The sequence below is a fragment of the Flagellimonas ulvae genome, from assembly GCF_049333175.1.
GTDB lineage: Bacteria > Bacteroidota > Bacteroidia > Flavobacteriales > Flavobacteriaceae > Flagellimonas.
Genome location: NZ_CP186325.1, coordinates 293,895 through 318,359 on the forward strand (window position 1 = coordinate 293,895; position 24,465 = coordinate 318,359).

The following is a 24,465-nucleotide window of genomic DNA, read 5'->3' on the forward strand; positions in this document are numbered from 1 at the left end:
ACAAGAAGAAATGGCAAATTTAAAAATAGGAATCAACGGATTTGGTAGAATAGGCCGATTGGTATTCAGAGCCACGGTAAAAAGGGATAATGTTGATGTTGTTGCCATCAACGATTTGTTGGATGTGGAACACCTTGCATATTTATTGGAATATGATTCGGTACACGGAAGATTTGATGGAACAGTAGAAGTAAAAGATGGCCATTTGGTTGTTAACGGAAAAACGGTTCGTGTGACCGCTGAAAGAGACCCAAAAAATTTAAAATGGGACGAAGTAGGGGCCGATATCGTTGCTGAATGTACTGGAATTTTCACTACACTGGAAACAGCACAATACCACATTGATGGTGGGGCCAAGAAAGTTGTAATCTCTGCACCATCCAAAGATGCACCTATGTTTGTAATGGGTGTGAACCATGATGAGGTAAAAGCATCGGATACAATTGTTTCCAATGCCTCATGTACTACAAACTGCTTAGCGCCGTTGGCCAAAGTATTGGACGACACTTTTGGTATTGAAGAAGGATTGATGACTACAGTGCATGCCACAACGGCAACTCAAATGACTGTTGATGGACCATCCAAGAAAGACTATCGAGGAGGCCGTGGTGCTCTTTTGAACATTATACCTGCATCAACAGGTGCTGCGAAAGCTGTAACCAAGGTTATCCCTGCTCTAGAGGGTAAACTTACAGGTATGGCATTTAGAGTGCCTACCTCAGATGTTTCTGTGGTTGACCTAACAGTGAAGTTGGAAAAGGATACCTCTTACGATGAGATTAAAAAAGTATTCAAAGCAGCTTCAGAAAATGAATTGAAAGGCATATTGGGCTATACCGAAGAACCTGTGGTTTCCCAAGATTTTGTTGGAGATGCTAGAACGAGCATTTTTGATGCTGGGGCAGGTATCGAGTTGAATTCAAAGTTTTTCAAGGTAGTTTCCTGGTACGATAATGAAGCGGGTTATTCCAATAAATTGGTGGACTTGGCTGAGCACGTTGCCCAACTATAATTCTGTATCTTACATAAATAATATTCGAGGGTGCTGGTGTTATCGGCACCCTTATAGTTTAACCTAAAAACCAACGTATGATTCTGATTGTTGACAGCGGGGCTACCAAATCTGATTGGATTGCTCTTGATGAAAAAGGTGAAGAACTTTTTCTAACACAAACCTTGGGACTGAGCCCAGAGGTTCTTTCAAGAGAGGTGATAGAAGATCGGCTGGCCAACAATTTTGATTTATCCCAAAACAGGGAGCAGGTTAGTCAGTTATACTTTTATGGAGCGGGCTGCGGCACCGACCGCATGAAGAAGTTCCTTAAGGAAATTTTCAAGGATTTCTTTCCCAATGCCAAATCAGAAGTTCGGGAAGATACTTACGCTGCAATCTATTCGACCACTAAAATTGGGCATCAAGGGATTGTCTGCATTTTAGGGACAGGTTCTAATTGTAGCTACTATGACGGTCATCAACTGTTTCAAAAGGTAACTTCTTTAGGTTATATACTTATGGACGATGGTAGCGGTAACTTCTTTGGCCGTAAACTCCTAAGGGACTACTACTTTCATAAAATGCCTCAGGATTTGGGAATTCGTTTTGCCAAAGATTATAACCTGGACGCAGATGTAATAAAAGATCATTTATATAAGCAACCCAACCCAAATACCTATCTAGCCACATTTGCCCGTTTCATTATAGAGAACAAAGAACACCCATATTGCAAAGGAGTAATTGATAAGGGCTTTCAGCAATTTGTCAACAACTACATCATGCAATTTGAATTGGCCACTAAAGTGCCCATCCATTTTGTAGGAAGTATAGCCCACTTTCTAAAAGATGAATTGACCACGGTTCTGGAACGCAATGACTTGATTTTAGGGGTTATCCGCAGAAGACCAATTGAAGGTCTAATGGAATTCCATAAGCAAACTATTTAATGGCAATCATGGATATTTCCACGTTTACGAATGCTGGGAGATTTGCCACTTCAACTGTTTCCCTGGCTGGTGCAGTATCTGGATTAAAATAAGCCCCATACGCTTTATTGATTTCTGCAAATTGATACATGTCCTTAATGAAAATTGAGGTTTTCACTACATGCTCAAAGGTCATTCCCGCTTCCTCCAAGATGGCCTTTAAATTCTCCATGGACTGCTTGGTTTCAGCCTGAATATCGCCTTCAACCAAATTACCTGTTGCGGGATCAATTGGAATTTGACCCGAAATAAAAAGAGTATCCTTAATTAGCACGGCTTGGTTGTAGGGTCCAATAGGAGCAGGTGCTTTAGGCGTATTGATAATCGTCTTCATACTAAAAACTTATTTTGATTAAAGATACTTTTATCTTCGGAAAGGTTGGCTTCTATTTTCCCATTTAAGGTCGCTGAGGATGGAACTCTTAATTCCTATAAAGAAATACCATCGTTCAAACTGTCCAAAAGGTGTCCAATCAAAACTTATTCTGAAACTGTCCAAGTCCCTGTTAAAAATAAATCGGGTATCCGTAAATCCTTTGTTTCTAATATCATATCCTGAATTAAAACCTACTTCCCATTTGGGTGTGAGTTTAATGTTGCCCGAAAACATCAAGGAATGATTGGTAAGCTCTCTTTGGCGATTGTTATTATTGTATGTAGCAACATAGGTTAAGCGAGCATCCCAAGGTATTTTGTTGGAATACGTTGGATTTTCCACATTTCCGGCATCATCTTCCTCGCGTTCAAAAAGCGTTTCGCCGGTTCTGGCTTTGTCATCCAAAGCAAATGGATTGTCTCCATAACCAGGATCTTGTTGTTCAGAATCTTCATCTTTCTTTTTAGCTCCACCCTTTTTAAACATATCGCTGTTCAACGCGAATCCTGTGTTTATTCTTGCTGATGTAAGGCGAAAAAGTCCACCGCCATTGTTTATGTTCAATGTATTGATACGTCTTCCATTATTGTCAATAGCGAAAGGGTCAAAGGTAGCCGCAAAGTTTATCGGGACATTCTTTATAATTTCTGTGGCCCCATTCATGCTAATAGGACTCAACTTAAGAGAGTCCGCCTCAAAATTATAGCTTGTTGTAAAGGTTAGATTACTCAATATGCTTACCTTTTTGGGCTCTGTTGCTGTCGAATCTTTATCTCGAACCTTGGCTTCCAGTGTGTTTTGCAAAGAAAAGCTCATAGAATTGCTTCTATTTAGTGAAGGTCTTCCATAAAGACTAGTTTCAAATGGGGTAAATTGAACCTCTTCTCCATCTCCATCAACAAAGGTTTCAAAAAACTGCTCAAATGAAGGGGCATAGTTGTAACTGATGGAAGGTCGCATCACATGGCGTATTGCTTGTATTTTTTTTCCTTCTTTAAATGGAAAAGTACCGTAAATGGTTGTACCTATAGACGCTCCCAAATTATAACGGTTAAAACGGTCAAATCCCGCTATGGTATCTGTAACCGTCTCCTGAAGGTCTTCGTCAAACCTTCTATTTATGGTTTCAAGGGTCCATACATCCTCATAATTTCCATTCAGAGAAACACTTAAGTATTTGGCCACCTTAAAATTAGTTGCTAATGGAATTCTGTGTCTGGCACCAACTCTGGCATCATCAAAAGAAAAATTTTGCTCATCCGTAGTTATGGTATTCTGCGCATTGACATCATATTGAAAATTTACATTTTGAACGATTCCTTTTTTAATTCCATCTCGCTTCGCAAAAGGAAAAATACGCTCCATACTAGCCTGGAAGGTTGGCAGGGACATCACGATTTGTTCTGTTCTGGAGTTCTGCGTATGACTCAAAGTAACGCTTGCATTAACCGATGGATAAGCAGGGAATGTTTTAGAGTAGCTGATAGAGGAAGCGAAAGTATTTGTCTGGACGTCATTTCGATTGACCTGGTTTAGAGAGTTTGTGAAAAACTGGCTGCTTCCCAAATTTACCGATGCCGAAAATCTTGAATTGGGACTAGCCTTTGGGTCTTGACTGTGCTGTATTCGTATATTGTAATTGCTTGTTCTACTAAAATCATCAAAACCTCTTTGGCTCTGAATCAGGTTTTCAAAGCTGAAATTGATATTGCCTCGAAACTTATATCGTTTGGTATATATGGATTGTCCCCTAAAACCAAAACTTCCATTGGTATAATAGTCCCCTGTGACACTTAGGTCTACATAATCGTTAAAGGGGAAGTAATAGCCTCCGTTCTGGATGAAATACCCTCTTTGCGGATCATTTCCAAAGGTGGGGAAAATCAAACCAGCAGTTCTACCAGTGGTAAGGGGAAAATAAGCAAAGGGTAGCGCAATGGGCGTAGGAACATCTGCAATGTACATATTGCTAAATCCTGCGATGATTTTCTTTTTGGGGACAAACTTTGCTTTTCTAATCCGAATATAATAGTCTGGATTGACTGTATCTTTTGAAGTGGTCAACTTACCTTCACTCAAAAAATACACAGAATCATTTTCTTTCTTTGTGATTTCAGCATAGACCTTCATGGCATCACTGCCCAGCTGACCCAATCCTGCTTGTTGTTCTGTTCTGGAATTCCAAATCAGTGCCTTTTGCGTATCAAAATTAAATCGAATGGAATCTGGCCTTACCTCATTGCCTCCTTGTTTGAAATAAGGGAACTGCGAATACGTCCCTGTAGAATCTTTTATCCGCCCGGCGTATACTTCATTCGCAACATAATCCAAAACAATGATTCCGGCTTTTAGTTCTGTATCTTGATAATAGATTTCGGCTTCATCATACAAATAAATCTTGTTCTCAGATTGGCTCAATTTTACATAATCCTTGGCTTTGTACTTGATTTTATCCAAGAGTGCCGCCTCACTTTTTGGGACAGAATCAGGTTGTACAGAATCCAATGGAATGGAATCGTTCAAGATATTGGGAGGTAGTAAAGGAGCCACTATACTATCCTGCAAGGCCTTGATGGGTAGTGGTGTTATTGGGTCTTCCTGAGCATGGGTATGCATCGAAAGGCCTAGGATAACAAATAGGAATAAGAAAAGATGTTTGTTTGATTGCAACGTGATAAATCCTATTTTTGTGCTAGTTTGGCCTAGTTTTTGGGCTCAAACTTACATATATTTTTTCTTCTGTTACTTGGGGATTACAATATTTTTAACCATAACAGAATGCTAAAATTTTTGAGTTCTTATGTCTGTACAAAGGTTATTTTTCTTAGTTCTATTACCCTTTTTGTTCCCTTTAAGCTCTTTTACCAAAAATAGTACCGAAGTTCTTCAGAAGGAGAAATTTGTTGTTGTTCTTGATGCGGGCCATGGAGGTCATGATCCTGGGAACCTGGGTAACGGCTATTTAGAAAAGGATATTGCACTTCAGATTGTCCTGAAAACTGGGCAGGAACTGGAAAAGAATCCCAATATCAAAGTAATCTACACAAGAAAGGATGACACTTTTGTGGATTTGTACGTAAGAGGGAAAATTGCCAACGAAGCAAATGCGGATTTGTTTGTTTCGGTGCATTGCGATTCTCATAGTTCACAAGCTTATGGAGCTGGAACTTTCGTTTTGGGACTACATGCCAACAGACAGAATTTTGAGGTGGCCAAAAAAGAGAACTCGGTAATTTACTTGGAAGATGACTATGAACAGCGCTATGCGCAATATGACATCAATTCCCCCGAATCGGTTATCGGATTGACCATTATGCAGGAAGAATTTCTACAGCAAAGTATATTATTGGGTAAGAAGTTACAGGATAATTTTACAGTAAAGCTTAAAAGAAAAGATAGAAAGGTAAAACAGGCAGGTTTCATCGTGTTGCATCAAACCTTTATGCCTAGTGTGTTAATCGAGGCTGGCTTTTTGACCAATAAGAATGAAGGGAGTTATCTCAATTCATCCAAAGGGCAGACCCAAATGGGTAAAGCCATTGCTGATGCGATAGTAGCTTACAAAGAGGATTTGAATAATGGGATAGAAGAAGAAACCCTTCTCGAAAACAAACCTGTTAACACCCCTCAGGTTAGCGAAGAAATTCCAGCTAAGGAAGAAATTAAAGAAAAAGTGGTGGAGGTTGTAAAAACTAAAGTAGAACCCGATGTTACTCCAGATAAAAAGTCAAATACAACAAAAACTTCGGATGACTTTGTTTTTAAGGTACAACTGATGGCAAGCTCCCGTAATCTTCCTTTGACCAAGACTAACTTTAAAGGGTTGGATGACCTTTCCAAAGAACCGTTCAAAAATCTGTTCAGATACATGTATGGGAACGCAAAGACATATGATGAGGCTAAACGCCTTAAGAGCCAGGCTGATGCCAAGGGGTATACTACTTCTTACATTGTGGCCTATAAAAAAGGTACAAGGGTACCGCTCAAAGAAGCTCTAAAGTAGCGCATCGGAAAGGCTTGCCTCCTTCCTAAAATTATTCCTAATTTTGTTTGGAACAGAAAAAAGAATCTTTTGAAACTATCCAGAGAGATTAAAACTGGGTTTATTGTGCTTACGGGTATAGTCGCCTTTGTTTTTGGATTGAGTTACCTAAAATCCTCTTCACTTTTTGAAAATTCACGCATTCTTTATGCGGTTTATGATCACGTTGGAGGGCTCCAGCCTGGAACCCAAGTTACAATCAATGGTCTGACCGTAGGCAATGTGAATAATGTCCGGTTTAAGGATAACTCGGGAAAACTGTTGGTTACACTGTCCATCAACAGTAACTTTGAATTCTCAAAGAACAGTAAGGCAGAACTCTATGATACTGGAATTATCGGCGGTAAGGGAATCCAGATAAATCCAATCTTTGATGGAGGACGAAATGCGCAATCTGGGGATACATTGGTTACTTCAACTCGACCCGGTATTACAGAACTCGTACAACAAAAGTTGACCCCATTACAACTTAAGGTGGAGGGAGCTGTTTCCCATGCAGATTCGCTTCTAATGAATGTGAACACACTTTTGGACGAACCTACCAAAATGGAACTGCAAAGAGGGATTGCAGGTCTTAGTGAACTCATAATCTCTTTTAAGGGTAGTGCAGATAAACTGAACAAACTTTTGGAAGAAAATCAAGACCAATTGGATAACTCATTGAAGAACGTGGACAATATTACCACAAACTTTTCCAAACTATCGGATTCTTTGGCAAGTGCCGGATTGGCAGAGACCGTTTCGAATTTTCAGATTACCGTAAGCCGTTTGAACAAGGTATTGGGTAAAATTGAAAAAGGAGAGGGTTCTTTGGGTAAATTGGCCCACGATGAAGAACTATACAACAATTTGGCAGATGCCTCTAAAGAATTGGACCTTTTGCTTCAAGATTTCAGACTGAATCCAAAACGCTATGTTAATGTCTCGGTATTTGGAAAAAAGCAAAAGGAATACGAACTTCCAGAGAACGACCCAGCCGCCCAAAATCAAAATTAATACATGGAATACATTCCAAACATACTGTTTGCTCTGGCACTGATTGCCGGAATTGGATTTTTCACCAAAAACGTCAAAAAACTATCTCGAAACATCAAATTGGGTAGGGATGTGGATGTTAGTGATAACAAGCCACAACGTTGGAAAAACATGACCCGTATTGCTTTGGGCCAAACCAAAATGGTGGTTCGACCTATTGCAGGTCTTCTCCACATCATAGTATATGTTGGTTTTATTATCATCAATATTGAAGTCTTGGAAATCATTATTGATGGCCTTCTGGGTACCCACCGAATATTTGCTCCGCTAGGTACGGTTTATGATATTTTAATTGGCTCCTTTGAGATTCTCGCTTTTTTGGTGATAGTTGCCGTTGTCGCTTTTTGGATAAGAAGGAATGCCATCAAATTGAAGCGTTTTATCAAACCGGAAATGGAAGGATGGCCCAAAAAAGATGGAAATCTAATTTTATATATAGAATTGGTTTTAATGGCCTTGTTCCTAACAATGAATGCTGCAGATTTTCAATTGCAACAACTGGGGGCTCCGCATTATGTTGAAGCTGGGGCTTTTCCGGTAAGTCAATATATAGCAGGTTTATTCGATGGACTTTCCATTTCCAGCCTAATTCTAATTGAGAGAACAGCTTGGTGGTTGCATATCTTGGGTATTCTTGCATTTTTGAACTATCTCTATTATTCCAAGCACCTCCATATTCTATTGGCTTTTCCAAACACATATTACGGCAGGGTAAAACCTCAGGGAGCTTTTTCCAACGTGGAAGCCGTGACTAAAGAGGTGAAATTGATGATGGACCCCTCGGCTGACCCTTTTGCCGCAACGGATGATTCAGAAGCTGAACCAGAGAAGTTTGGAGCTTCAGATGTTATGGATTTAAACTGGGTACAATTGTTAAACGCCTATACCTGTACCGAATGTGGTAGGTGTACATCAGAATGTCCCGCTAACCAAACTGGTAAAAAACTATCTCCCCGTAAAATTATGATGGATACGCGGGATAGATTGGAAGAGGTAGGCAAGAATATGGATGCCAATAATGGAGAGTTTGTCCCAGATGGCAAACAGTTGTTGGACGATTATATAAGTAAAGAAGAATTATGGGCCTGTACAACCTGCAACGCCTGTGTTGAAGCATGCCCGGTAGGCATTGATCCTTTATCCATCATAGTGGAAATGCGCCGCTATCTGGTAATGGAGCAGTCTGCTGCCCCCATGGAACTAAACAACATGATGTCCAACATTGAAAATAATGGAGCTCCGTGGCCTTATAATCAAATGGACCGTCTTAATTGGGTAAACGAATAAGAAACTACTATGAGTGAGAAATTGATTGTAAAGACGATGGAAGAATTTGTCGCCCAAGGAAAACAACCAGAAATTCTGTTTTGGGTAGGTTCTGCCGGTAGTTACGATGACAGGGCCAAGAAAATTTCAAGAGCTTTTGTAAAGATATTGAACAAAGCCAATGTGGATTTTGCAGTTTTGGGGGCTGAAGAAAGTAACACGGGTGATGTGGCCAAGCGTGCCGGAAACGAGTTTTTGTTCCAAATGCAAGCCATGATGAATATAGAGGTATTGAACGGATATAAAATCAAGAGGATTGTTACTTGTGACCCACATTCATTCAATACCTTAAAAAATGAATATCCAAGTTTAGGAGGAAACTATGAAGTTGTCCACCATACCCAATACATTAAAGAGTTGATGGATGCCGGGAGGCTTTCGCTTGAAGGTGAAACGTATAAAGAAAAACGAATTACTTTCCATGACCCATGCTATTTAGGGAGGGCAAACTCGGTTTATGACGCTCCCAGGGATATTCTCAAAAAAACCAACGCGAACATCGTTGAGATGAAACGCCATAAGAAAACTGCCTTGTGCTGTGGTGCGGGAGGTGCCCAAATGTTCAAGGAACCAGAGAAAGGAGATATGGATATCAATGTTATGCGTACCAAAGATGCTCTTGAAACCAATCCAAATATTATAGCAACAGGTTGCCCGTATTGCAATACCATGATGACAGATGGAATAAAGGCCCATGAAAAAGAGGATAGTGTTACCGTACTGGATGTAGCTGAACTAATTGCAAATTCTATCTAAAATGCTAGTAGACTTTAATTCCCTACCCGACACCTCAAGAGTTTGGATTTACCAAGCGAATAGAAGCTTTACTGAAGAGGAAATACAGGAAATTGAGCAATCATTGGGCGATTTTGTTACGCAATGGACGGCACATGGAGCCCAATTACAGGCAGGATTTATAACCCGATATAATCGTTTTATAATTATTGGTCTAGACCAATCACATGCAAGTGCATCCGGCTGTTCCATTGATGCTTCTGTGCATTTTATTCAAGCACTTGAAAAGAAATATGGTGTGGATTTATTGGATAGAATGAACGTATCCTTTAAGCAAGGCGAATACATTGCCTACAAAACATTGAAGGATTTCAAAAAAATGGCTAAGGAAAGGGCCATTTCCAAAAACACTATTGTGTTCAATAACCTAGTAACCAACAAAATGGAGTTTTTAGAACATTGGGAAGTCCCTGCAAGTGAAAGTTGGCATTCACGATTTGTTTAAAACATAGTATATCCGCGAACCAAAATTGAATAACAAAAAATCTCTGTTATGCTGAAAAAGATAATACCTGTTCTAGTTTTTTTTACGGCCCTTTTTTCTAGTAGTGCGCAAGAAGACACTTTAAAAAAGAGCCTTCTTTTTTATGCTCCTTTTAATGAAAGTACAACAGCGCAAGTTGCTGCAGGAAATCCGGAGATTTATTCAGCATCAAGCAGAAAAGAACTTCAAAACGCCGTTAAAGGTCTGGAAGCCTCCAATGTCGTGTTTGCAGAAGATATAGGTCTTAGCGGTGGTGCGTTGGATTTCAAGAAAAAAGGAAAACCAGTGGTGTTTTTTGATGCTTTTCGTAATATGGGATACTCTAAAGGTTCTTGGAGTGGAGCAATTTCGTTTTGGTTACAGCTTGACCCTGCAAAAGACTTAGAACCTGGATTTTGTGACCCCATACAAATAACCGACGTCAATTATAACGATGCCTCCATTTGGGTAGACTTTACAAAAGAAAATCCAAGGGATTTTAGATTGGGTGTCATTGGCGATTTAGCGTTATGGAATCCTGAAAATATTGGACCAGATAACAATCCTGAACTTGAAAAAAGACTGATACGTGTAAAAGAACCACCTTTTAAAAGAGGGGAGTGGACCCACATAGTTATTAACTTCTCTAATCTTGGTGCTGATTCTTCCGAATATCAACTCTACGTAAACGGAACCTTGAAAGGCACAAAAAAAGATATTGGAGATTTGTTTTCTTGGGAAGAAGAAAAAGCAAAAATTTTCCTCGGTCTCAATTACATAGGATTGATGGATGAGCTTTCAGTTTTTAGTGAGCCATTGTCCGTAGACAACATCGGTAAGATTTACAAGGTCAAATCTCTCGGCTCACTCATACTGCCTTAATGTATCACGGAAGAACAGTGAAAGACCATTAAAAAAAGCTCGCATAAGCCTTAAAATGTCTTAAATACAGGTCTTTCTTCAATGAAATACAATATTTTTACATGCATAAAGTTCACATTCTAGATAGACCTTTATGCGGATAAACGTTTACTTTCCTCTCTTCTTACTATTTTTTTTGGGAGCCAATGCTCAAAACCCATTAATTGCAAAAGACACCTTAGCACAAATGGAGTGGGTGGAGAATGCCTACACCAATATGACTCTCGAAGAAAAAGTGGGTCAACTTTTTATGGTTAGTACCGGGTCTAACGAAAGTAAAGAGGCTACTGACAAAATAAAATCATTAATAGAGAACCAACATATAGGAGGCGTAATCTTTTTGAAAGGCGGTCCAGTTCGACAGGTCAGGTTGACGAACGAGTTTCAATCAAAATCTAAAATACCTCTTTTGGTGGGAATGGACGCGGAATGGGGACTGGCTATGCGATTGGATTCTACGTATGCCTTTCCATGGAATATGACCTTGGGGGCAATTCAGGATAACAATACGGTTGAAAAGGTAGGGTTCCAAATAGGAAATCATGCCAGAAGAATGGGAGTGCATGTCAATTTTGCCCCAGATATTGATGTAAACAATAACCCACGAAACCCTATTATTGGCAATCGTTCTTTTGGAGAATCTCCGGAAAATGTTGCAAACAAGGGTTTGGCTATCATGAAGGGCATGCAAAAAGCTGGAATTCTTGCTTGTGGAAAGCACTTTCCAGGGCATGGAGATACCGATGTGGATTCACATAAAGCACTACCTATCATAGATGTAGACAGACAAAGATTGGATTCCATAGAGTTGTATCCCTTTAAATATCTCATTAAAAATGGGTTAAGCTCGGTAATGGTGGCTCATTTAGATGTTCCTTGTTTGGAAAGCAGGGAAGGACATCCCTCATCCCTCTCAAAAAGTATCATTTCTGACCTCTTGATAAAAGAACTTGGGTTTGAGGGGCTTGTTTTTACTGATGCCCTAAATATGAACGCTGTAGCTAAGTTTGCTGGTGAGGGTGAAGTAGAACTCGAATCTTTTTTAGCGGGAACAGATGTGCTTTTGATGCCTAAAAATCCGATGGAATCCATAAATCTATTTATAGAAGCCTACAATACTGGTAGAATTTCAGAGAATAGGCTGGCGCTATCGGTCAAAAAGATTTTAATGGCGAAATACAAGGCAGACCTTCATACCTATGCTCCGGTCATTGAAGAAGACCTGTTGAAAGACCTAAATAATGTTGAAAATGACATTGTTTATGAAGAAAGTATTGAGAAAGCCATTACAGTTGCAAAGAATAACTTCTCCTTGTTGCCAATCAAAAACTTGGAAAACAAACGAATTGCATATGTGCAATTAGGTGATTCAGATGGTTCGCCTTTTTATGATATTCTTTCTAAATACACGAAAGTAACCTGGGTAAAAGAGAAAAATATTGCGGAGTATAAAAAGGTACTTGCCAACTATAATCTGGTCATTATTGGGTTTCATAAAAACAATGACTCTCCTTGGAAATCCTATAAATTCAATGACAAAGAGTTGTATTGGCTTCAAGAAATATCAAAATTGAGAACCAGTAATACCATTTTAAGCGTTTTTGCAAAACCTTATGCGCTATTGGATGTAGTGAATTCGAGTACCATTGATGCCTTGGTGATGGGGTATCAAAATAGTGAGCTGGCTCAGGAAAAAGCGGCACAAGCTATTTTTGGTGCTATTGGTGCAAATGGAAAGTTGCCAGTTTCAGTCGGTACTACGCTTCAGGAAGGTACAGGGTTTGAAACTAAGCCCATTAAGCGTTTAGGCTATTCCATTCCAGAAAAAGTGGGAATGAGTTCCATCCGATTAAGTTCTGTTGACAGTCTTGTTCAAGTAGGACTGGACTCTTTAATGTTTCCTGGGGCACAAATCCTTATAGCCAAAAAAGGAAAGGTTATTTACAATAAGAATTTTGGAAAACCTACGTATGGTTCAGAGACAAAAGTGAATGAAGACCATATTTACGATTTAGCATCTTTGACCAAAATCCTTTCAACCTTGCCCATGATCATGAAGATGGAAGAAGAGGGGAATATTGCCCTTAATGATACGTTTAAGGAGTTGGTTCCGGAATACGAAGATTCTGAGTTGAAGGATGTAACCGTACTTAAAGCTTTGTCGCATTATGGACGATTGCCGGCTTGGATTGCTTTCTATATAGATACTTTGTCCGAAGACAGAAAACCCTCTTCGGATTTTTATAGAAATCACCCTGCAGAAGGATTTCCCTTTAAAGTTGCGGATAATCTGTATTTAACCTCAGCATATAAAGACTCCATTTACAATAGAATTGGAAGACAGGACTTAAAATCAAATCGCTATCGATACAGTGATGTGGGCTATTATGTCTTTAAAAAATACATTGAAGAGTTTTATGGTAGCTCAATTGATGAACTTGTGGACAGGTTGTTCTATCAACCAATGGGGCTTCAATACACTTCATTTAATCCATTAAAAAAATTTGAAAAGAATCAGATTGTACCCACTGAAGAGGATACTTACTTCAGATACCAGACCATTCAAGGGTACGTGCATGACATGGGTGCAGCAATGCAAGGTGGAGTAGGAGGGCATGCCGGTTTGTTCAGCAATGCGAACGATATCGCAAAAATAATGCAGATGTATTTGCAGGGTGGAGTTTATGGAGGAAGACGTTTCCTTGACGATCGCACCATTCAAAAGTTCAATACCTGTTACTTTTGCCATAAGATGGTGAGGCGAGGAGTAGGTTTTGACAAGCCCCAATTGGAAGAAAAGGGACCCACTTGCGGATGTGTTTCAAGAAAAAGTTTTGGACATAGTGGATTCACGGGAACATATACTTGGGCAGACCCTGATGAGGAATTGATTTATGTATTTTTATCCAATAGAACATTTCCTACGGCAAGTAATACCTTGTTGATAAAGTCTGGTTTGCGGACAAGAATACAACAAGCAATTTATGATTCCATTATCAATTAAAAGATGAATATAGCGCTAGATTTGTGTATATGAAGATTGCAATAGTATGTTATCCGACCTTTGGTGGTAGTGGGGTTGTAGCTACCGAATTGGGAATTGCTTTGGCAGAAAGAGGCCACGAGGTACATTTTGTAACCTACAAACAACCGGTTAGACTAGGGTTGTTGAGCAATAATATCCATTTCCACGAGGTACATGTTCCGGAATATCCACTCTTTCATTATCAACCGTATGAGTTGGCTTTATCAAGTAAGTTGGTTGACACCGTTAAGCTTTACGGTATAGAGCTGTTACACGTACATTATGCCATTCCACATGCTTATGCTGGGTATATGGCCAAGAAAATGTTACTGGAAGAAGGTATTTATGTTCCCATGATTACCACTTTGCACGGAACGGATATTACTTTGGTTGGAAAACATCCTTACTACAAACCGGCTGTTACTTTCAGCATTAACAAATCAGATGTTGTGACCGCCGTGTCCGAGAATCTGAAACAAAGCACTTTGAAAATATTCAACATTCAAAAGGAAGTTGAAGTAATCCCGAACTTTATAGATTCATCAAAGTACAGTCAAGAATATACGGATTGCCAAAGGTCCTTAATGGCAAATGAGGATGAACGAATTGTTACCCATATCAGTAATTTTAGGAAGGTAAAACGCATTTCGGATGTAATTGAAGTGTTCTATCGGGTTCAAAAAGAGATTCCCGCAAAACTTATAATGGTAGGCGAAGGCCCTGAAAAGGAAGGCGCAGAGCGACAATGTGATAAACTGGGAATAGCGGACAAGGTGATTTTTCTAGGAAACAGCAACGAGATTGACCGTATCCTTTGTTTTTCGGATTTGTTTTTATTGCCTTCCAAATCTGAGAGTTTTGGTCTTGCCGCATTGGAGGCCATGATAAATAAGGTCGCGGTTATCTCAAGTAATACAGGAGGAATTCCAGAGGTGAATAAACATGGTGTTTCCGGTTTTTTGGCAGATGTTGGCGATGTAGAGGAAATGGCTAAAAAAGCCATCCATATCTTGAAAGATGATGTGGTAATGGAAAAGTTCAAAGAAAACGCATATGAAGTGGCATTAAAGTTTGATATTGTGAACATACTACCATTATATGAAGAGGTATATGAAAAAGCCTATAATTCTAGATATAAGAACACCTATTGATTATGAGAGCTTTTTTTTCATGGCATACTTTGCTATTTCTTTGGCACAAACTTCTTGCAAATTGCAAAAGCAAACCCTTGTGGAAGAAGGTTTAAAAAATGACCCTGGTATTACTCTAGTGGATACTGATGAATTTAGTGGTATTTACGAAGCAAAAAGCATGGTGATTCGTGATATGAAATCCTTGTCCAAGTTTTATTCACAGGTGAACAAAACCAGAAAACCGGGTTTACCCGTCCCAACTATTGATTTTTCTAAGTATACCGTTTTGGCCATTTGTGCAGGAGAGCAAAGACCAAGCAGTAAAATGGTATTATCCTATGGAAAGGAAGACGATAACCATTTGAAAATCAATATGAAGGTCACGAATTCAAATACTACCAATCAACCAGAGATTACCGTTATTACGTATCCCTTCTATCTTTATACCATTCCTTCAACAACCAAAGTGATCGACTTTCAGTACACGCAATAAGTTCTTTTTTGTAGATTTTTCCCACTTAACGATTATTAGAGCCTTTGAAAGTACAAACATGGGCTTTTTTATAGTCTAGCATAATTTTGTAATGCAGAACCTCAAATCAATATCTATGAAAACGTTTAAGGACATAACGCTATGTTTGCTATGGATGCCTCTGGTCTTTTTTGGCCAGGAAGAGCAACTGACCAAAAAAGATTCCATTGTTAAATCTTCTTGGATGGTTTCCTTGGGGATGAATGTAGTTGATGATTCTGGAGACGAATTCGGTAATTTATTGGATATCCGTGATGGTTGGAATGCCGTTCCTTTCCCTTCAAGAATAAGTGTTGGAAGATATTTTCAAAACGGAATTGGATTGGAAGCAATTGGTACCTACAATCAATACAAAGAGGGAAAAATCATAGACAATGTTGTTAATACTGAAGATATTGACTATTTCGGTATTGATTTTAGAATTAGTTACGATTTGAATCAAATTGTAGGGGAAACGGGTTTTTTCGACCCCTACGTAGGTATTGGAGCAGGTTATACAGATGCAAACAACCAAGGTCGTGGAACGTACAATGCTGTGGTGGGATTCAGGACGTGGTTATCAGATAGAGTAGGACTTGATTTTAATTCTACCGGTAAATGGGCGATGAGTACGGAAAATGCTACCAACCATATACAGCATGCCATTGGAGTTGTTTATCAATTTGATATTAAAAAAGGGCTTTCTCCCAAAGGTCAAGAAAAGCTAGCATTATTACAAGAAATGGAAGCTGAAGAAAAAAGGGTTCAAGATTCTATTGCTGCTAAAGAAAAAGCGGACGAGGAAGCAAGACTATTGGCCGAAAAGTTGAAAAGAAAACAAGAAGCAGCAAAACTTGCCGAAGCAGAAAAAGCTAAGCGAGAAGCTGAAGAGAAAAGAAAAGCCTCAATTGAGAATGAAATTAATGCCCTTGGCAATGTATATTTTGCATTGAATTCTTCATATCTGACTGCCAGAGATAAAGAACTTCTTGATAAATTGGTCGTGATTTTAAGGAAATATCCAGAGTTGGAATTAGAAATATCAGCACATACGGATTCAAGAGGAACTGCGAGATATAATCAATGGCTTTCGGAGCGGAGGGTAGAACGTACAATGCAATATCTGCTAAAGAACAATGTTGATGCCACAAGATTAAATATTGAAGCCTTCGGAGAAAAACGCTTAGTTAACGAGTGTGAGGATGCTATTCCATGTTCGGAATCCAAACATCAAGAAAACAGAAGATCAGAATTTAAAGTGTTGTCATTTTAACAACATTGAAAAGCTGAAATATCAAACTAACCAATACTACTTAAATGGTCGTTTTAGGACTTAATTATTATTTCCATGATTCATCCTCATCTCTTGTAAAGGATGGACAGTTAATTACTGCAATTGAGGAAGAAAGATTGAATAGGGATAAGCATACGAAACTGTTTCCCGTTCTTTCTGCCGAAAGATGTTTAAAGGATGCAGGTCTAGAATACTCAGATGTAGACCATATTGCTGTATCAATAAAGCCAAAACATAATTGGGATAAAAAAGTATTTTTTATTCTGTCAAATGTGTTTAGGATGATTAGGTCAAAGAGTCTTTTGCGTTTCATCGCTTATCAAATAGGACACCCATATATGAGGCAGAAGGATTTTTGGAATTGGTATAACAAAAACTGGGGGAAGTCAAATAAAAAGCCAAAAGTACATTTTGTAGAACATCATTTATCACACGTCGCAGGATCATTTTATGTTTCGCCTTATAAAAAGGCAGCTTTGCTTGGAATTGATGGAGCCGGAGAATGGGCGACCACTTGGTTGGGTTATGGAGATGGAGTTAACCTAAAAAAAATCAGTGAAAACTTTTTTCCACATTCTTTGGGGGCCTTTTATGAGATTGTAACCGCTTTTTGCGGATTTAAACCAAATTATGATGAGGGTAAAACCATGGGGTTAGCTCCTATGGGAAATCCTGATACGTATAAAGATGAGGTAGAAAAGATAATCTCAGTGGATAAAAATGGACGATTCCAAATGGATTTGTCATTTTTTAATGCACAATATGTTGGTTACTCCGAAAAGTTTATCAAAGTCTTTGGTGAACCCCGACAAAAAAATGCCCCATTTGAACAAAGGCACAAAGATGTTGCGGCTGCTTTCCAAAGGGTTTTGGAAGATAAGGTTTTAGAAATTTGCGATATACTTCACAACAAAACTAAAGCTGATTATTTAGTCGTTGCAGGCGGAGTTTCCCTAAACAGCGTTATGAATGGACGTATTGTAAGGGAAAGTAAGTTTAAAGACGTTTATGTAATGCCTGCGGCTGGAGACAATGGAACTGCATTGGGAGCCGCCTTTTACGTGTATAACGGAATCTTAGGAAATAAACGAAATTACATCCATAATGATCCCTATATAGGAACTTCCTACTCTAACGAGGATATAAAAAAAGTATTAGATGGGGCTAAGTTGAGCTATCAATATATTGAAGATATCTGTCAACACACTGCCGATTTATTAGAAAAAGGACAAATAATTGGTTGGTTTCAGGGAAAAATGGAAGTAGGGCCTCGGGCATTAGGGAGTAGAAGTATTTTGGCCAACCCAGCTTTCCCAGATATGAAAGATAAAATCAACGCTGAAGTGAAATTTAGGGAAGCTTACAGGCCTTTTGCTCCTTCTGCCATTGTGGAGGCCAAGAATGAATTCTTTGATATTGAAGTGGAAGCCCCCTTCATGTTGAAAGTGTGTAATGTCCTTGAAGAAAAACAAAAGGTTATTCCTGCGGTGACTCATGTTGATGGAAGCGCTAGATTACAAACTGTTCGTAGGGAATTACACCCAAGATATTATGATTTGATAAAAGCATTAGGAGATCGACACCGGAGTGCCCGTAGTACTGAATACAAGTTTTAACATTCAGGGAGAACCGGTGGTTGAATCTCCAAAAGATGCCATTAGATGCTTTTTCTCCACAGGTTTGGATACTTTGGTTATCGGTAATTTTATTTTAACAAAGAACAAGTAGATTATGTTGTTTAACTCTCTGGAGTTTTTCATTTTCTTGCCTATTGTTTTTGTGATTTATTGGTTCGTCACAAATAAGTGGCTAAGGTTACAAAACGGTTTTATTGTTTTGTCAAGCTACGTCTTTTATGGTTGGTGGGACTGGCGTTTTTTGTCACTAATTGCCTTTAGTACATTAGTAGATTATAGTATAGGAATACTTCTAAAAAGGGAAAAAAAGGAAAGTCATAGAAAAATTTTACTATGGCTTAGCTTGATTGTTAACTTAGGCTTTCTTGGAGTTTTTAAATACTATAACTTTTTTGTTGATAGTTTTGTAGATGCTTTTTCATTCTTTGGATACCAAATAGATGGACGTTCTTTGGATGTTATCTTACCTGTAGGCATTAGCTTTTATACCTTTCAAACTTTAAGCTATACCATAGATGTTTATAAAAGACGGTTAAAACCTACCACTGACTTTGTCGCTTTTGCAGCTTTTGTCTGTTTCTTTCCTCAATTGGTAGCAGGCCCAATAGAAAGAGCTACCAATTTATTGCCACAATTTTTCAAAAAAAGAAAGTTTGTGTACCAAAGTGCGGTAGACGGCCTGCGTCAAGTGGCCTGGGGACTTTTTAAAAAAATTGTCATTGCGGATAACTGTGCCGAATATGTGAATATTATTTTTGCTGATTATCAAGAATATAACTCAGGAACACTTCTTTTAGGAGCTTTCTTTTTTGCTTTTCAGATTTATGGTGACTTTTCAGGCTATTCTGATATTGCAATAGGAATTTCAAGATTGTTTGGCTTCGATTTAAAACAAAATTTTGCCTTTCCTTATTTTTCAAGGGATATTGCGGAATTCTGGCGAAGGTGGCACATTTCCCTTTCGACCTGGTTTCGTGACTATTTATACATCCCTTTGGGGGGAAGTCGCGGTGGAACCAGTATGAAAATCAGGAACACCTTTATCATTTTTGTAGTCAGCGGATTTTGGCATGGAGCCAACTGGACCTTCATTGTTTGGGGGGGGTTAAATGCGCTTTATTTTCTACCACTACTATTAGCCAAAAGAAATAGGTTGAATACGGATATAGTAGCATCAAATAGATGGTATCCAAATGTCAAAGAATCCTTTCAAATTTTACTGACATTCTTTTTGACTCTGATTGCTTGGGTATTTTTTAGAGCAAAAAGCGTATCTATAGGGTTTGATTACATAGTAAGAATGTTTTCAATGCAGTTTTTTCAAAATCCACTTTTGGATTTAGACTTTAGCATTTTGTATCTACTTGTGTTTTTTATTTTGATTGAGTGGATGGGAAGAAAATCAAAATATGCTATTGAGGGCATTTCTGTTTTACCAAGATATTTCCGTTGGGGATTCTATTTTGGATTAATTATTCTGATGTTCACATTCACTGGTGAACAACAAGAATTTATCTATTTTCAATTTTAAAGATGAAAAAGTTTGCCAAAAAAATAGCCTTTTTTTTAGCAATAGGATTGTTGCTCGGTGAGATAACTGCCCGGATGTTTTTCCTTACCTCTTCTATCCCTACACGAAAGATAGATGAGTTTGGTATCCAAAGGTATATTCCAAATCAAGAGGGTTACTCCAAAGGAGGTTCTCATAAATGGTATATTAATGAGAAAGGCTGGCCAGGAAAACTTCCTGAGAGCTATGACAAATTGGTTACTATAATTGGTGACTCGTTCATAGAGAATTTTATGAATCCGGAGGAATGCCATCAGATGAACTATCTTAAGAAGGCTCTTCCAGAATTCAATTATACTGAAGCCTCAAGATCAGGGGTTTCCTTTATAGAAGCTCTAGAAATTTCAAAACAATTGGATTCTTTAAATCCACGAGTTCAATTAATCTACATTAATGAAACTGATTTTACTGAAAGTATTCAGCAAATAAGAAGATTATCGGACATTACTCAAATTGACTTAGGTAAAAAAGAGATTGTTTACGGTAAAATGAAAGCCCCAGGGGTGAAAAAAATACTTTATAGCTGGAAGTTTATCTTCTACTTGTACAGAAGGTTTCAAGGTTCTTTGACCTTACCAAAGCCTAAAGAAACGGCTGAAACACCCAAAAAGCCTATCTCCGATTATTTTGACCATTTTGGAGACTTGATTGATTATGGAAAGCAGAATTACAATTTGGATAAAATCGTTGTTGTTTTAAGACCAGATACAGATGAAGAATTTTCATCGTTTTTAAAGAGTCAAGATTTAAACGTTATTCAACTGGATGATTCAGCAGATGATGATTGGTCATTTGAATATGATCATCACTGGACATGTTATGGCCATGAACAAGCTGCGCTACAAGTTGCAGAATATTTAAAGAAGTTGTAATGCTGTTTAACTCACTTGAATTTTTTGTTTTTCTACCAGTAGTTTTTTTTATCTACTGGTTTGTGACTTTTAAGTCAGTTCAGATTCAAAATGCATTTATTGTTCTCGCGAGTTATGTTTTTTATGGGTGGTGGGATTGGCGATTCCTTGCATTAATCGTAATTAGTACTATTGTTGACTATAGTATAGCTACAAATCTTAATAGGGAACAAGGCCAACGAAAACGGAAATTACTTCTTTGGGCTAGTGTTGTTGTGAATATTGGGCTTTTGGGTTTTTTCAAATATTATAATTTTTTTACAGAAAGTTTCGCAAGTGCCTTTTCTTTTTTTGGTAAAACAGTAAGTAGTGGTTCACTTGATATAATATTACCAGTCGGGATTAGCTTTTACACCTTTCAGACACTTAGCTACACGATTGATGTTTATAACAGAAAACTTGAACCAACCAAGAATTTTGTTGGTTTTGCCGCATTCGTATGTTTTTTTCCTCAGCTGGTAGCAGGACCCATAGAACGGGCAACCAATTTACTCCCTCAAATACTAAAAAAACGAAAATTCAATTATGAACAGGCAAGTAGTGGTTTGAAGTTAATGGTTTGGGGGCTTTTTAAAAAAGTTGCTATTGCTGATTCCTTAGCTCCAATGGTGGATGATATTTTCGCAAATACGGGCACCTACCCCTCCAGCACTTTATTATTAGGGGCTGTTTTCTTTGGGTTTCAAATTTATGGGGATTTTTCAGGTTATTCGGATATCGCTATTGGGACATCCAAGCTTTTTGGTATTGAATTGATGTCAAATTTTAAGTTTCCCTATTTCTCAAGAAACATTGCCGAATTCTGGCGCAGATGGCATATCTCTTTATCCACATGGTTTAGAGATTATATTTATATCCCCTTAGGAGGATCCAGGAGCAAAATGAAAACGGTAATTCGCAACATTTTACTGGTATTCATAATTAGTGGTTTTTGGCATGGCGCCAATTGGACATTTATTGTATGGGGTGGAATTCACGCATTGCTGTTTATCCCACTTTTGATAAGAGGTCAAAACAGGAAATATTTAGAATCATTTGTTTGGAAAGGATTTCATAAATCTGTATTTCGACAAATATTGGGAATACTGACAACTTTCGTCCTTGTAACGTTGTCTTGGGTGTTTTTTAGGGCTGAATCTCTAGCACAGGCTGTTGTTTATTTCAAAAGAATGTTTTTTAACATGTCCTTTCAGTTTTATAGTCATCCTCAAGGATATAGATTGATTGACTATTTCATTCTTTTGGCTCTTTTTGTTTTATATGAATACATAATCCGGAAAGATGAAAGAAATCCATATAAGTTTAAATCCAAATCAATAAGGTTTGTTTTGTATACACTAACAATTTTTGGAATCATCCTGTTTTATGATAGTGGAATAGACAGATCCTTTATTTACTTTCAATTTTAGATGGATGTTTAGGTTTATCAAGAAAATAGTAGTTTATGTGGCTTTAATCTTCTTAGTTCTAGAGTTGATGGTTAGGGTTTTTCATTTATACAATGATATGCCCGAGTGGTATTTGGCAGAGGATAAGACGTATAAACGAGTTCCGGGTCAAGAAGGGTTTGCTGTCTTCGGGAACAGAAAACAAAAAACCTCTCCATATCGAATAAATCAAGCAGGCTATAATTCTTTTAGGGAGTTTAATCCTACGGAGGAAGGAATTGAAATTGCCATTTTAGGCGATTCTTTTATAGAAGGACTGCATCAGGATTATAGAAATTCTATTGGAAAAAAGATTGAAAGACAACTAGAAAACCTTCAAGTTTATGAATACGGACATTCAAATTTTGACTTGGCAGACCAAATGTTTCTAGTTCATGAGAACAAAGATGTCTTTTCTAAAATAGATTTCATCATTTTTGAGTTCAAGTATGATGATGACTTAGTACGGGGAGAGTACAAGATTGAAAACAGAAAGGTTGTATTTCCTTTATTGAGATATTCAAAGCTATTGACTTATTTTTTGGATATTGGGATGATTGATTCCATTAAAAAGGTACTCAGAAATTTTAATATCGGACAAACTCCTCGAACTGTTGATGAGATTAATAAAAAAGTTATTTTTTTGAACAATTTTGAAAAGTTGGTGCAGCTTTATGGTTTGGATAAAACTAAGACAGCGTTTTTATTGGATAGCAGAAATACACACACAGATTTCCTAAAAGTGCTGGGCAATAGAAATGTAAAAATTATTGACTATGGTCCATCATTTGAAAAAGCCAAAGATGTTCCTACAACTTTAATATATGACAGACATTGGAATAACAATGGAAGAGAGATAATAGCTTCTCAAGTTATTGATTTTCTAAACAGCTTGGAATCCAATAGCAGTTTTTCAAAAGAATCAAATTAATCTAAAGATATTATGCAGACTAATTGCGGTAAACTTGTAATCTCCCTCGACTTTGAACTTTTCTGGGGAGTAAGAGACAAAAGATCATTAGATACCTATGGTCAGAACCTATTAAATGTACATAAGGTGTTACCGGTGATGCTGGATAAATTTAATGACTTTGGAGTAAAGGCAACTTTTGCCACGGTAGGATTTCTTTTTGCTTCGAATTGGGATGAACTTATGGAGTATTTGCCAAAAAACACACCCAAGTACCTTGAAGAAAATCTATCTCCTTACCCTTCTTTGGAGGATTTAAATACTTTGAAAACCAATACTGATAAAAGGTTTTTTTTCGCTCAAAATTGGATTCAAAGTCTGGCGGATGAAGGCATTCATGAAATAGGCACTCATACTTTTTCCCATTATTATTGTTTGGAAGAAGGTCAAGACAAATTAGCTTTTAAAGATGATTTACAAGCTGCTATTAAAATTGCGAGTGACATGGGCTTGAATACTAGGTCAATTGTTTTTCCAAGGAATCAAGTCAATCAAGAGTATTTGGAGCTTTGTTTACAGCACGGGATTACATCCTATAGAGGAACAGAAAAAATATGGTTTAATAGAGCAGAATCTGAATTGAAAACTAGCCTTGTTAAAAGAATTTTTCGGACTCTTGACTGTTACTTCAATTTATCAGGACACAATACATTTGCAATAGAACCTAGCCAACAACAACGAGTTGTGAACATCCCCTCGAGTCGTTTTCTTAGACCCTACAATAAAAGATTTAAAGCTCTAGAATCGTTTAAACTAAATAGAATCAAGCGCAGCATGACACACGCAGCGAAAAATAATGAGGTTTTTCATTTATGGTGGCATCCTCATAACTATGGTTCGAATCTTGAAGAGAACTTTGCCTTTTTGGATGATATATTGAAGCACTTTTCCCATTTGGAAAAGGAATATGGTTTTAAAAGCTACACCATGAGTCAAGCGGCAGAAGAGTCTTTTAGCAAGACGGTGTAAAAACTACTTTGCAACTTTTTTTAAATATCTAATCAACAAAATTACCTAGCAAAGTTTGGTACCCACTTAAAAGAAACAAA

Annotated in this window: 21 protein-coding genes; 19 read left to right on the plus strand and 2 right to left on the minus strand. The window is 37.9% G+C overall.

All coding sequences use genetic code 11. From position 1 onward, the window contains the following. The first annotated feature begins 10 nt into the window (after positions 1 to 10). Complete coding sequence (gene gap, locus ACOKFD_RS01340; protein WP_422859609.1) at positions 11 to 1,012, plus strand: type I glyceraldehyde-3-phosphate dehydrogenase; 1,002 nt, start codon at positions 11 to 13, stop codon at positions 1,010 to 1,012. Positions 1,013 to 1,089: 77 nt separating this feature from the next. Further along, the gene (locus ACOKFD_RS01345; RefSeq protein ID WP_298998186.1) at positions 1,090 to 1,941 is read left to right on the plus strand and encodes an N-acetylglucosamine kinase; all 852 of its coding nucleotides are present in this window, start codon (positions 1,090 to 1,092) and stop codon (positions 1,939 to 1,941) included. Here the strand turns inward: ACOKFD_RS01345 and ACOKFD_RS01350 are convergent. Both ACOKFD_RS01350 and ACOKFD_RS01355 read right to left on the minus strand, forming a co-directional pair. Further along, positions 1,934 to 2,314, minus strand: coding sequence for a Rid family detoxifying hydrolase (locus ACOKFD_RS01350; protein ID WP_422859610.1), 381 nt, complete (start codon positions 2,312 to 2,314; stop codon positions 1,934 to 1,936). The genes ACOKFD_RS01345 and ACOKFD_RS01350 overlap by 8 nt on opposite strands. Positions 2,315 to 2,344: 30 nt before the next feature. After that, positions 2,345 to 5,026 (minus strand): putative LPS assembly protein LptD, encoded by a 2,682-nt coding sequence (locus ACOKFD_RS01355; RefSeq protein ID WP_422859611.1) that lies wholly within the window; start codon positions 5,024 to 5,026, stop codon positions 2,345 to 2,347. A gap of 130 nt (positions 5,027 to 5,156) precedes the next feature. On the opposite strand from ACOKFD_RS01355, the gene ACOKFD_RS01360 reads away from it, so the two are divergent. The 17 genes from ACOKFD_RS01360 (at position 5,157) to ACOKFD_RS01440 (ending at position 24,385) form a co-directional block, all read left to right on the plus strand. Continuing rightward, complete coding sequence (locus ACOKFD_RS01360) at positions 5,157 to 6,359, plus strand: N-acetylmuramoyl-L-alanine amidase family protein (protein ID WP_422859612.1); 1,203 nt, start codon at positions 5,157 to 5,159, stop codon at positions 6,357 to 6,359. Between the two features lie 69 nt (positions 6,360 to 6,428). Further along, positions 6,429 to 7,394: an MlaD family protein gene (locus ACOKFD_RS01365; protein ID WP_422859613.1), complete on the plus strand. Its 966-nt coding sequence runs from the start codon at positions 6,429 to 6,431 to the stop codon at positions 7,392 to 7,394. A 3-nt stretch (positions 7,395 to 7,397) separates the two neighbouring features. After that, complete coding sequence (locus tag ACOKFD_RS01370; protein ID WP_422859614.1) at positions 7,398 to 8,720, plus strand: 4Fe-4S dicluster domain-containing protein; 1,323 nt, start codon at positions 7,398 to 7,400, stop codon at positions 8,718 to 8,720. 9 nt (positions 8,721 to 8,729) lie between these two features. Continuing rightward, positions 8,730 to 9,515 carry a (Fe-S)-binding protein gene (locus ACOKFD_RS01375; RefSeq protein WP_422859615.1) on the plus strand — a complete coding sequence of 262 codons (786 nt, stop codon included), beginning with the start codon at positions 8,730 to 8,732 and terminating at the stop codon, positions 9,513 to 9,515. Position 9,516: 1 nt separating this feature from the next. Then, the gene (locus tag ACOKFD_RS01380) at positions 9,517 to 9,999 is read left to right on the plus strand and encodes an ABC transporter ATPase (protein WP_422859616.1); all 483 of its coding nucleotides are present in this window, start codon (positions 9,517 to 9,519) and stop codon (positions 9,997 to 9,999) included. Between the two features lie 48 nt (positions 10,000 to 10,047). Beyond that, positions 10,048 to 10,899 (plus strand): LamG-like jellyroll fold domain-containing protein, encoded by an 852-nt coding sequence (locus ACOKFD_RS01385; protein WP_422859617.1) that lies wholly within the window; start codon positions 10,048 to 10,050, stop codon positions 10,897 to 10,899. A 133-nt stretch (positions 10,900 to 11,032) separates the two neighbouring features. Next, positions 11,033 to 13,942 carry a glycoside hydrolase family 3 N-terminal domain-containing protein gene (locus ACOKFD_RS01390; RefSeq protein WP_422859618.1) on the plus strand — a complete coding sequence of 970 codons (2,910 nt, stop codon included), beginning with the start codon at positions 11,033 to 11,035 and terminating at the stop codon, positions 13,940 to 13,942. Between the two features lie 29 nt (positions 13,943 to 13,971). Next, positions 13,972 to 15,114: an N-acetyl-alpha-D-glucosaminyl L-malate synthase BshA gene (bshA, locus tag ACOKFD_RS01395; RefSeq protein ID WP_298998204.1), complete on the plus strand. Its 1,143-nt coding sequence runs from the start codon at positions 13,972 to 13,974 to the stop codon at positions 15,112 to 15,114. A gap of 19 nt (positions 15,115 to 15,133) precedes the next feature. Next, positions 15,134 to 15,589 carry a hypothetical protein gene (locus ACOKFD_RS01400; RefSeq protein ID WP_422859619.1) on the plus strand — a complete coding sequence of 152 codons (456 nt, stop codon included), beginning with the start codon at positions 15,134 to 15,136 and terminating at the stop codon, positions 15,587 to 15,589. A 115-nt stretch (positions 15,590 to 15,704) separates the two neighbouring features. After that, the gene (locus tag ACOKFD_RS01405; RefSeq protein ID WP_422859620.1) at positions 15,705 to 16,880 is read left to right on the plus strand and encodes an OmpA family protein; all 1,176 of its coding nucleotides are present in this window, start codon (positions 15,705 to 15,707) and stop codon (positions 16,878 to 16,880) included. Positions 16,881 to 16,924: 44 nt separating this feature from the next. Then, positions 16,925 to 18,517, plus strand: coding sequence for a carbamoyltransferase (locus ACOKFD_RS01410; protein ID WP_422859621.1), 1,593 nt, complete (start codon positions 16,925 to 16,927; stop codon positions 18,515 to 18,517). Between the two features lie 16 nt (positions 18,518 to 18,533). Next, complete coding sequence (locus ACOKFD_RS01415; RefSeq protein WP_422860992.1) at positions 18,534 to 18,629, plus strand: hypothetical protein; 96 nt, start codon at positions 18,534 to 18,536, stop codon at positions 18,627 to 18,629. 3 nt (positions 18,630 to 18,632) lie between these two features. Beyond that, positions 18,633 to 20,069 carry an MBOAT family O-acyltransferase gene (locus ACOKFD_RS01420; RefSeq protein WP_422859622.1) on the plus strand — a complete coding sequence of 479 codons (1,437 nt, stop codon included), beginning with the start codon at positions 18,633 to 18,635 and terminating at the stop codon, positions 20,067 to 20,069. 2 nt (positions 20,070 to 20,071) lie between these two features. After that, on the plus strand, positions 20,072 to 20,980 hold the full coding sequence (locus ACOKFD_RS01425; RefSeq protein ID WP_422859623.1) for a hypothetical protein: 909 nt from the start codon (positions 20,072 to 20,074) through the stop codon (positions 20,978 to 20,980). Positions 20,981 to 21,042: 62 nt separating this feature from the next. Then, positions 21,043 to 22,428, plus strand: a complete 1,386-nt coding sequence (locus ACOKFD_RS01430; RefSeq protein WP_422859624.1) for an MBOAT family O-acyltransferase — start codon at positions 21,043 to 21,045, stop codon at positions 22,426 to 22,428. Positions 22,429 to 22,432: 4 nt separating this feature from the next. Beyond that, positions 22,433 to 23,377, plus strand: coding sequence for a hypothetical protein (locus ACOKFD_RS01435; protein ID WP_422859625.1), 945 nt, complete (start codon positions 22,433 to 22,435; stop codon positions 23,375 to 23,377). Between the two features lie 12 nt (positions 23,378 to 23,389). After that, positions 23,390 to 24,385 carry a polysaccharide deacetylase family protein gene (locus tag ACOKFD_RS01440; RefSeq protein WP_422859626.1) on the plus strand — a complete coding sequence of 332 codons (996 nt, stop codon included), beginning with the start codon at positions 23,390 to 23,392 and terminating at the stop codon, positions 24,383 to 24,385. Positions 24,386 to 24,465: the final 80 nt, after the last annotated feature.

What these genes read in the sequence shown, in the direction of transcription:
- gap (WP_422859609.1), top strand. Translation starts at nt 11, where the DNA reads ATGGCAAATTTAAAAATAGGAATCAACGGATTTGGTAGAATAGGCCGA.
- ACOKFD_RS01345 (WP_298998186.1), top strand. Translation starts at nt 1,090, where the DNA reads ATGATTCTGATTGTTGACAGCGGGGCTACCAAATCTGATTGGATTGCT.
- ACOKFD_RS01350 (WP_422859610.1), bottom strand. Translation starts at nt 2,314, where the DNA reads ATGAAGACGATTATCAATACGCCTAAAGCACCTGCTCCTATTGGACCC.
- ACOKFD_RS01360 (WP_422859612.1), top strand. Translation starts at nt 5,157, where the DNA reads ATGTCTGTACAAAGGTTATTTTTCTTAGTTCTATTACCCTTTTTGTTC.
- ACOKFD_RS01370 (WP_422859614.1), top strand. Translation starts at nt 7,398, where the DNA reads ATGGAATACATTCCAAACATACTGTTTGCTCTGGCACTGATTGCCGGA.
- ACOKFD_RS01375 (WP_422859615.1), top strand. Translation starts at nt 8,730, where the DNA reads ATGAGTGAGAAATTGATTGTAAAGACGATGGAAGAATTTGTCGCCCAA.
- ACOKFD_RS01380 (WP_422859616.1), top strand. Translation starts at nt 9,517, where the DNA reads ATGCTAGTAGACTTTAATTCCCTACCCGACACCTCAAGAGTTTGGATT.
- ACOKFD_RS01385 (WP_422859617.1), top strand. Translation starts at nt 10,048, where the DNA reads ATGCTGAAAAAGATAATACCTGTTCTAGTTTTTTTTACGGCCCTTTTT.
- ACOKFD_RS01390 (WP_422859618.1), top strand. Translation starts at nt 11,033, where the DNA reads ATGCGGATAAACGTTTACTTTCCTCTCTTCTTACTATTTTTTTTGGGA.
- bshA (WP_298998204.1), top strand. Translation starts at nt 13,972, where the DNA reads ATGAAGATTGCAATAGTATGTTATCCGACCTTTGGTGGTAGTGGGGTT.
- ACOKFD_RS01400 (WP_422859619.1), top strand. Translation starts at nt 15,134, where the DNA reads ATGGCATACTTTGCTATTTCTTTGGCACAAACTTCTTGCAAATTGCAA.
- ACOKFD_RS01405 (WP_422859620.1), top strand. Translation starts at nt 15,705, where the DNA reads ATGAAAACGTTTAAGGACATAACGCTATGTTTGCTATGGATGCCTCTG.
- ACOKFD_RS01410 (WP_422859621.1), top strand. Translation starts at nt 16,925, where the DNA reads ATGGTCGTTTTAGGACTTAATTATTATTTCCATGATTCATCCTCATCT.
- ACOKFD_RS01420 (WP_422859622.1), top strand. Translation starts at nt 18,633, where the DNA reads ATGTTGTTTAACTCTCTGGAGTTTTTCATTTTCTTGCCTATTGTTTTT.
- ACOKFD_RS01425 (WP_422859623.1), top strand. Translation starts at nt 20,072, where the DNA reads ATGAAAAAGTTTGCCAAAAAAATAGCCTTTTTTTTAGCAATAGGATTG.
- ACOKFD_RS01435 (WP_422859625.1), top strand. Translation starts at nt 22,433, where the DNA reads ATGTTTAGGTTTATCAAGAAAATAGTAGTTTATGTGGCTTTAATCTTC.
- ACOKFD_RS01440 (WP_422859626.1), top strand. Translation starts at nt 23,390, where the DNA reads ATGCAGACTAATTGCGGTAAACTTGTAATCTCCCTCGACTTTGAACTT.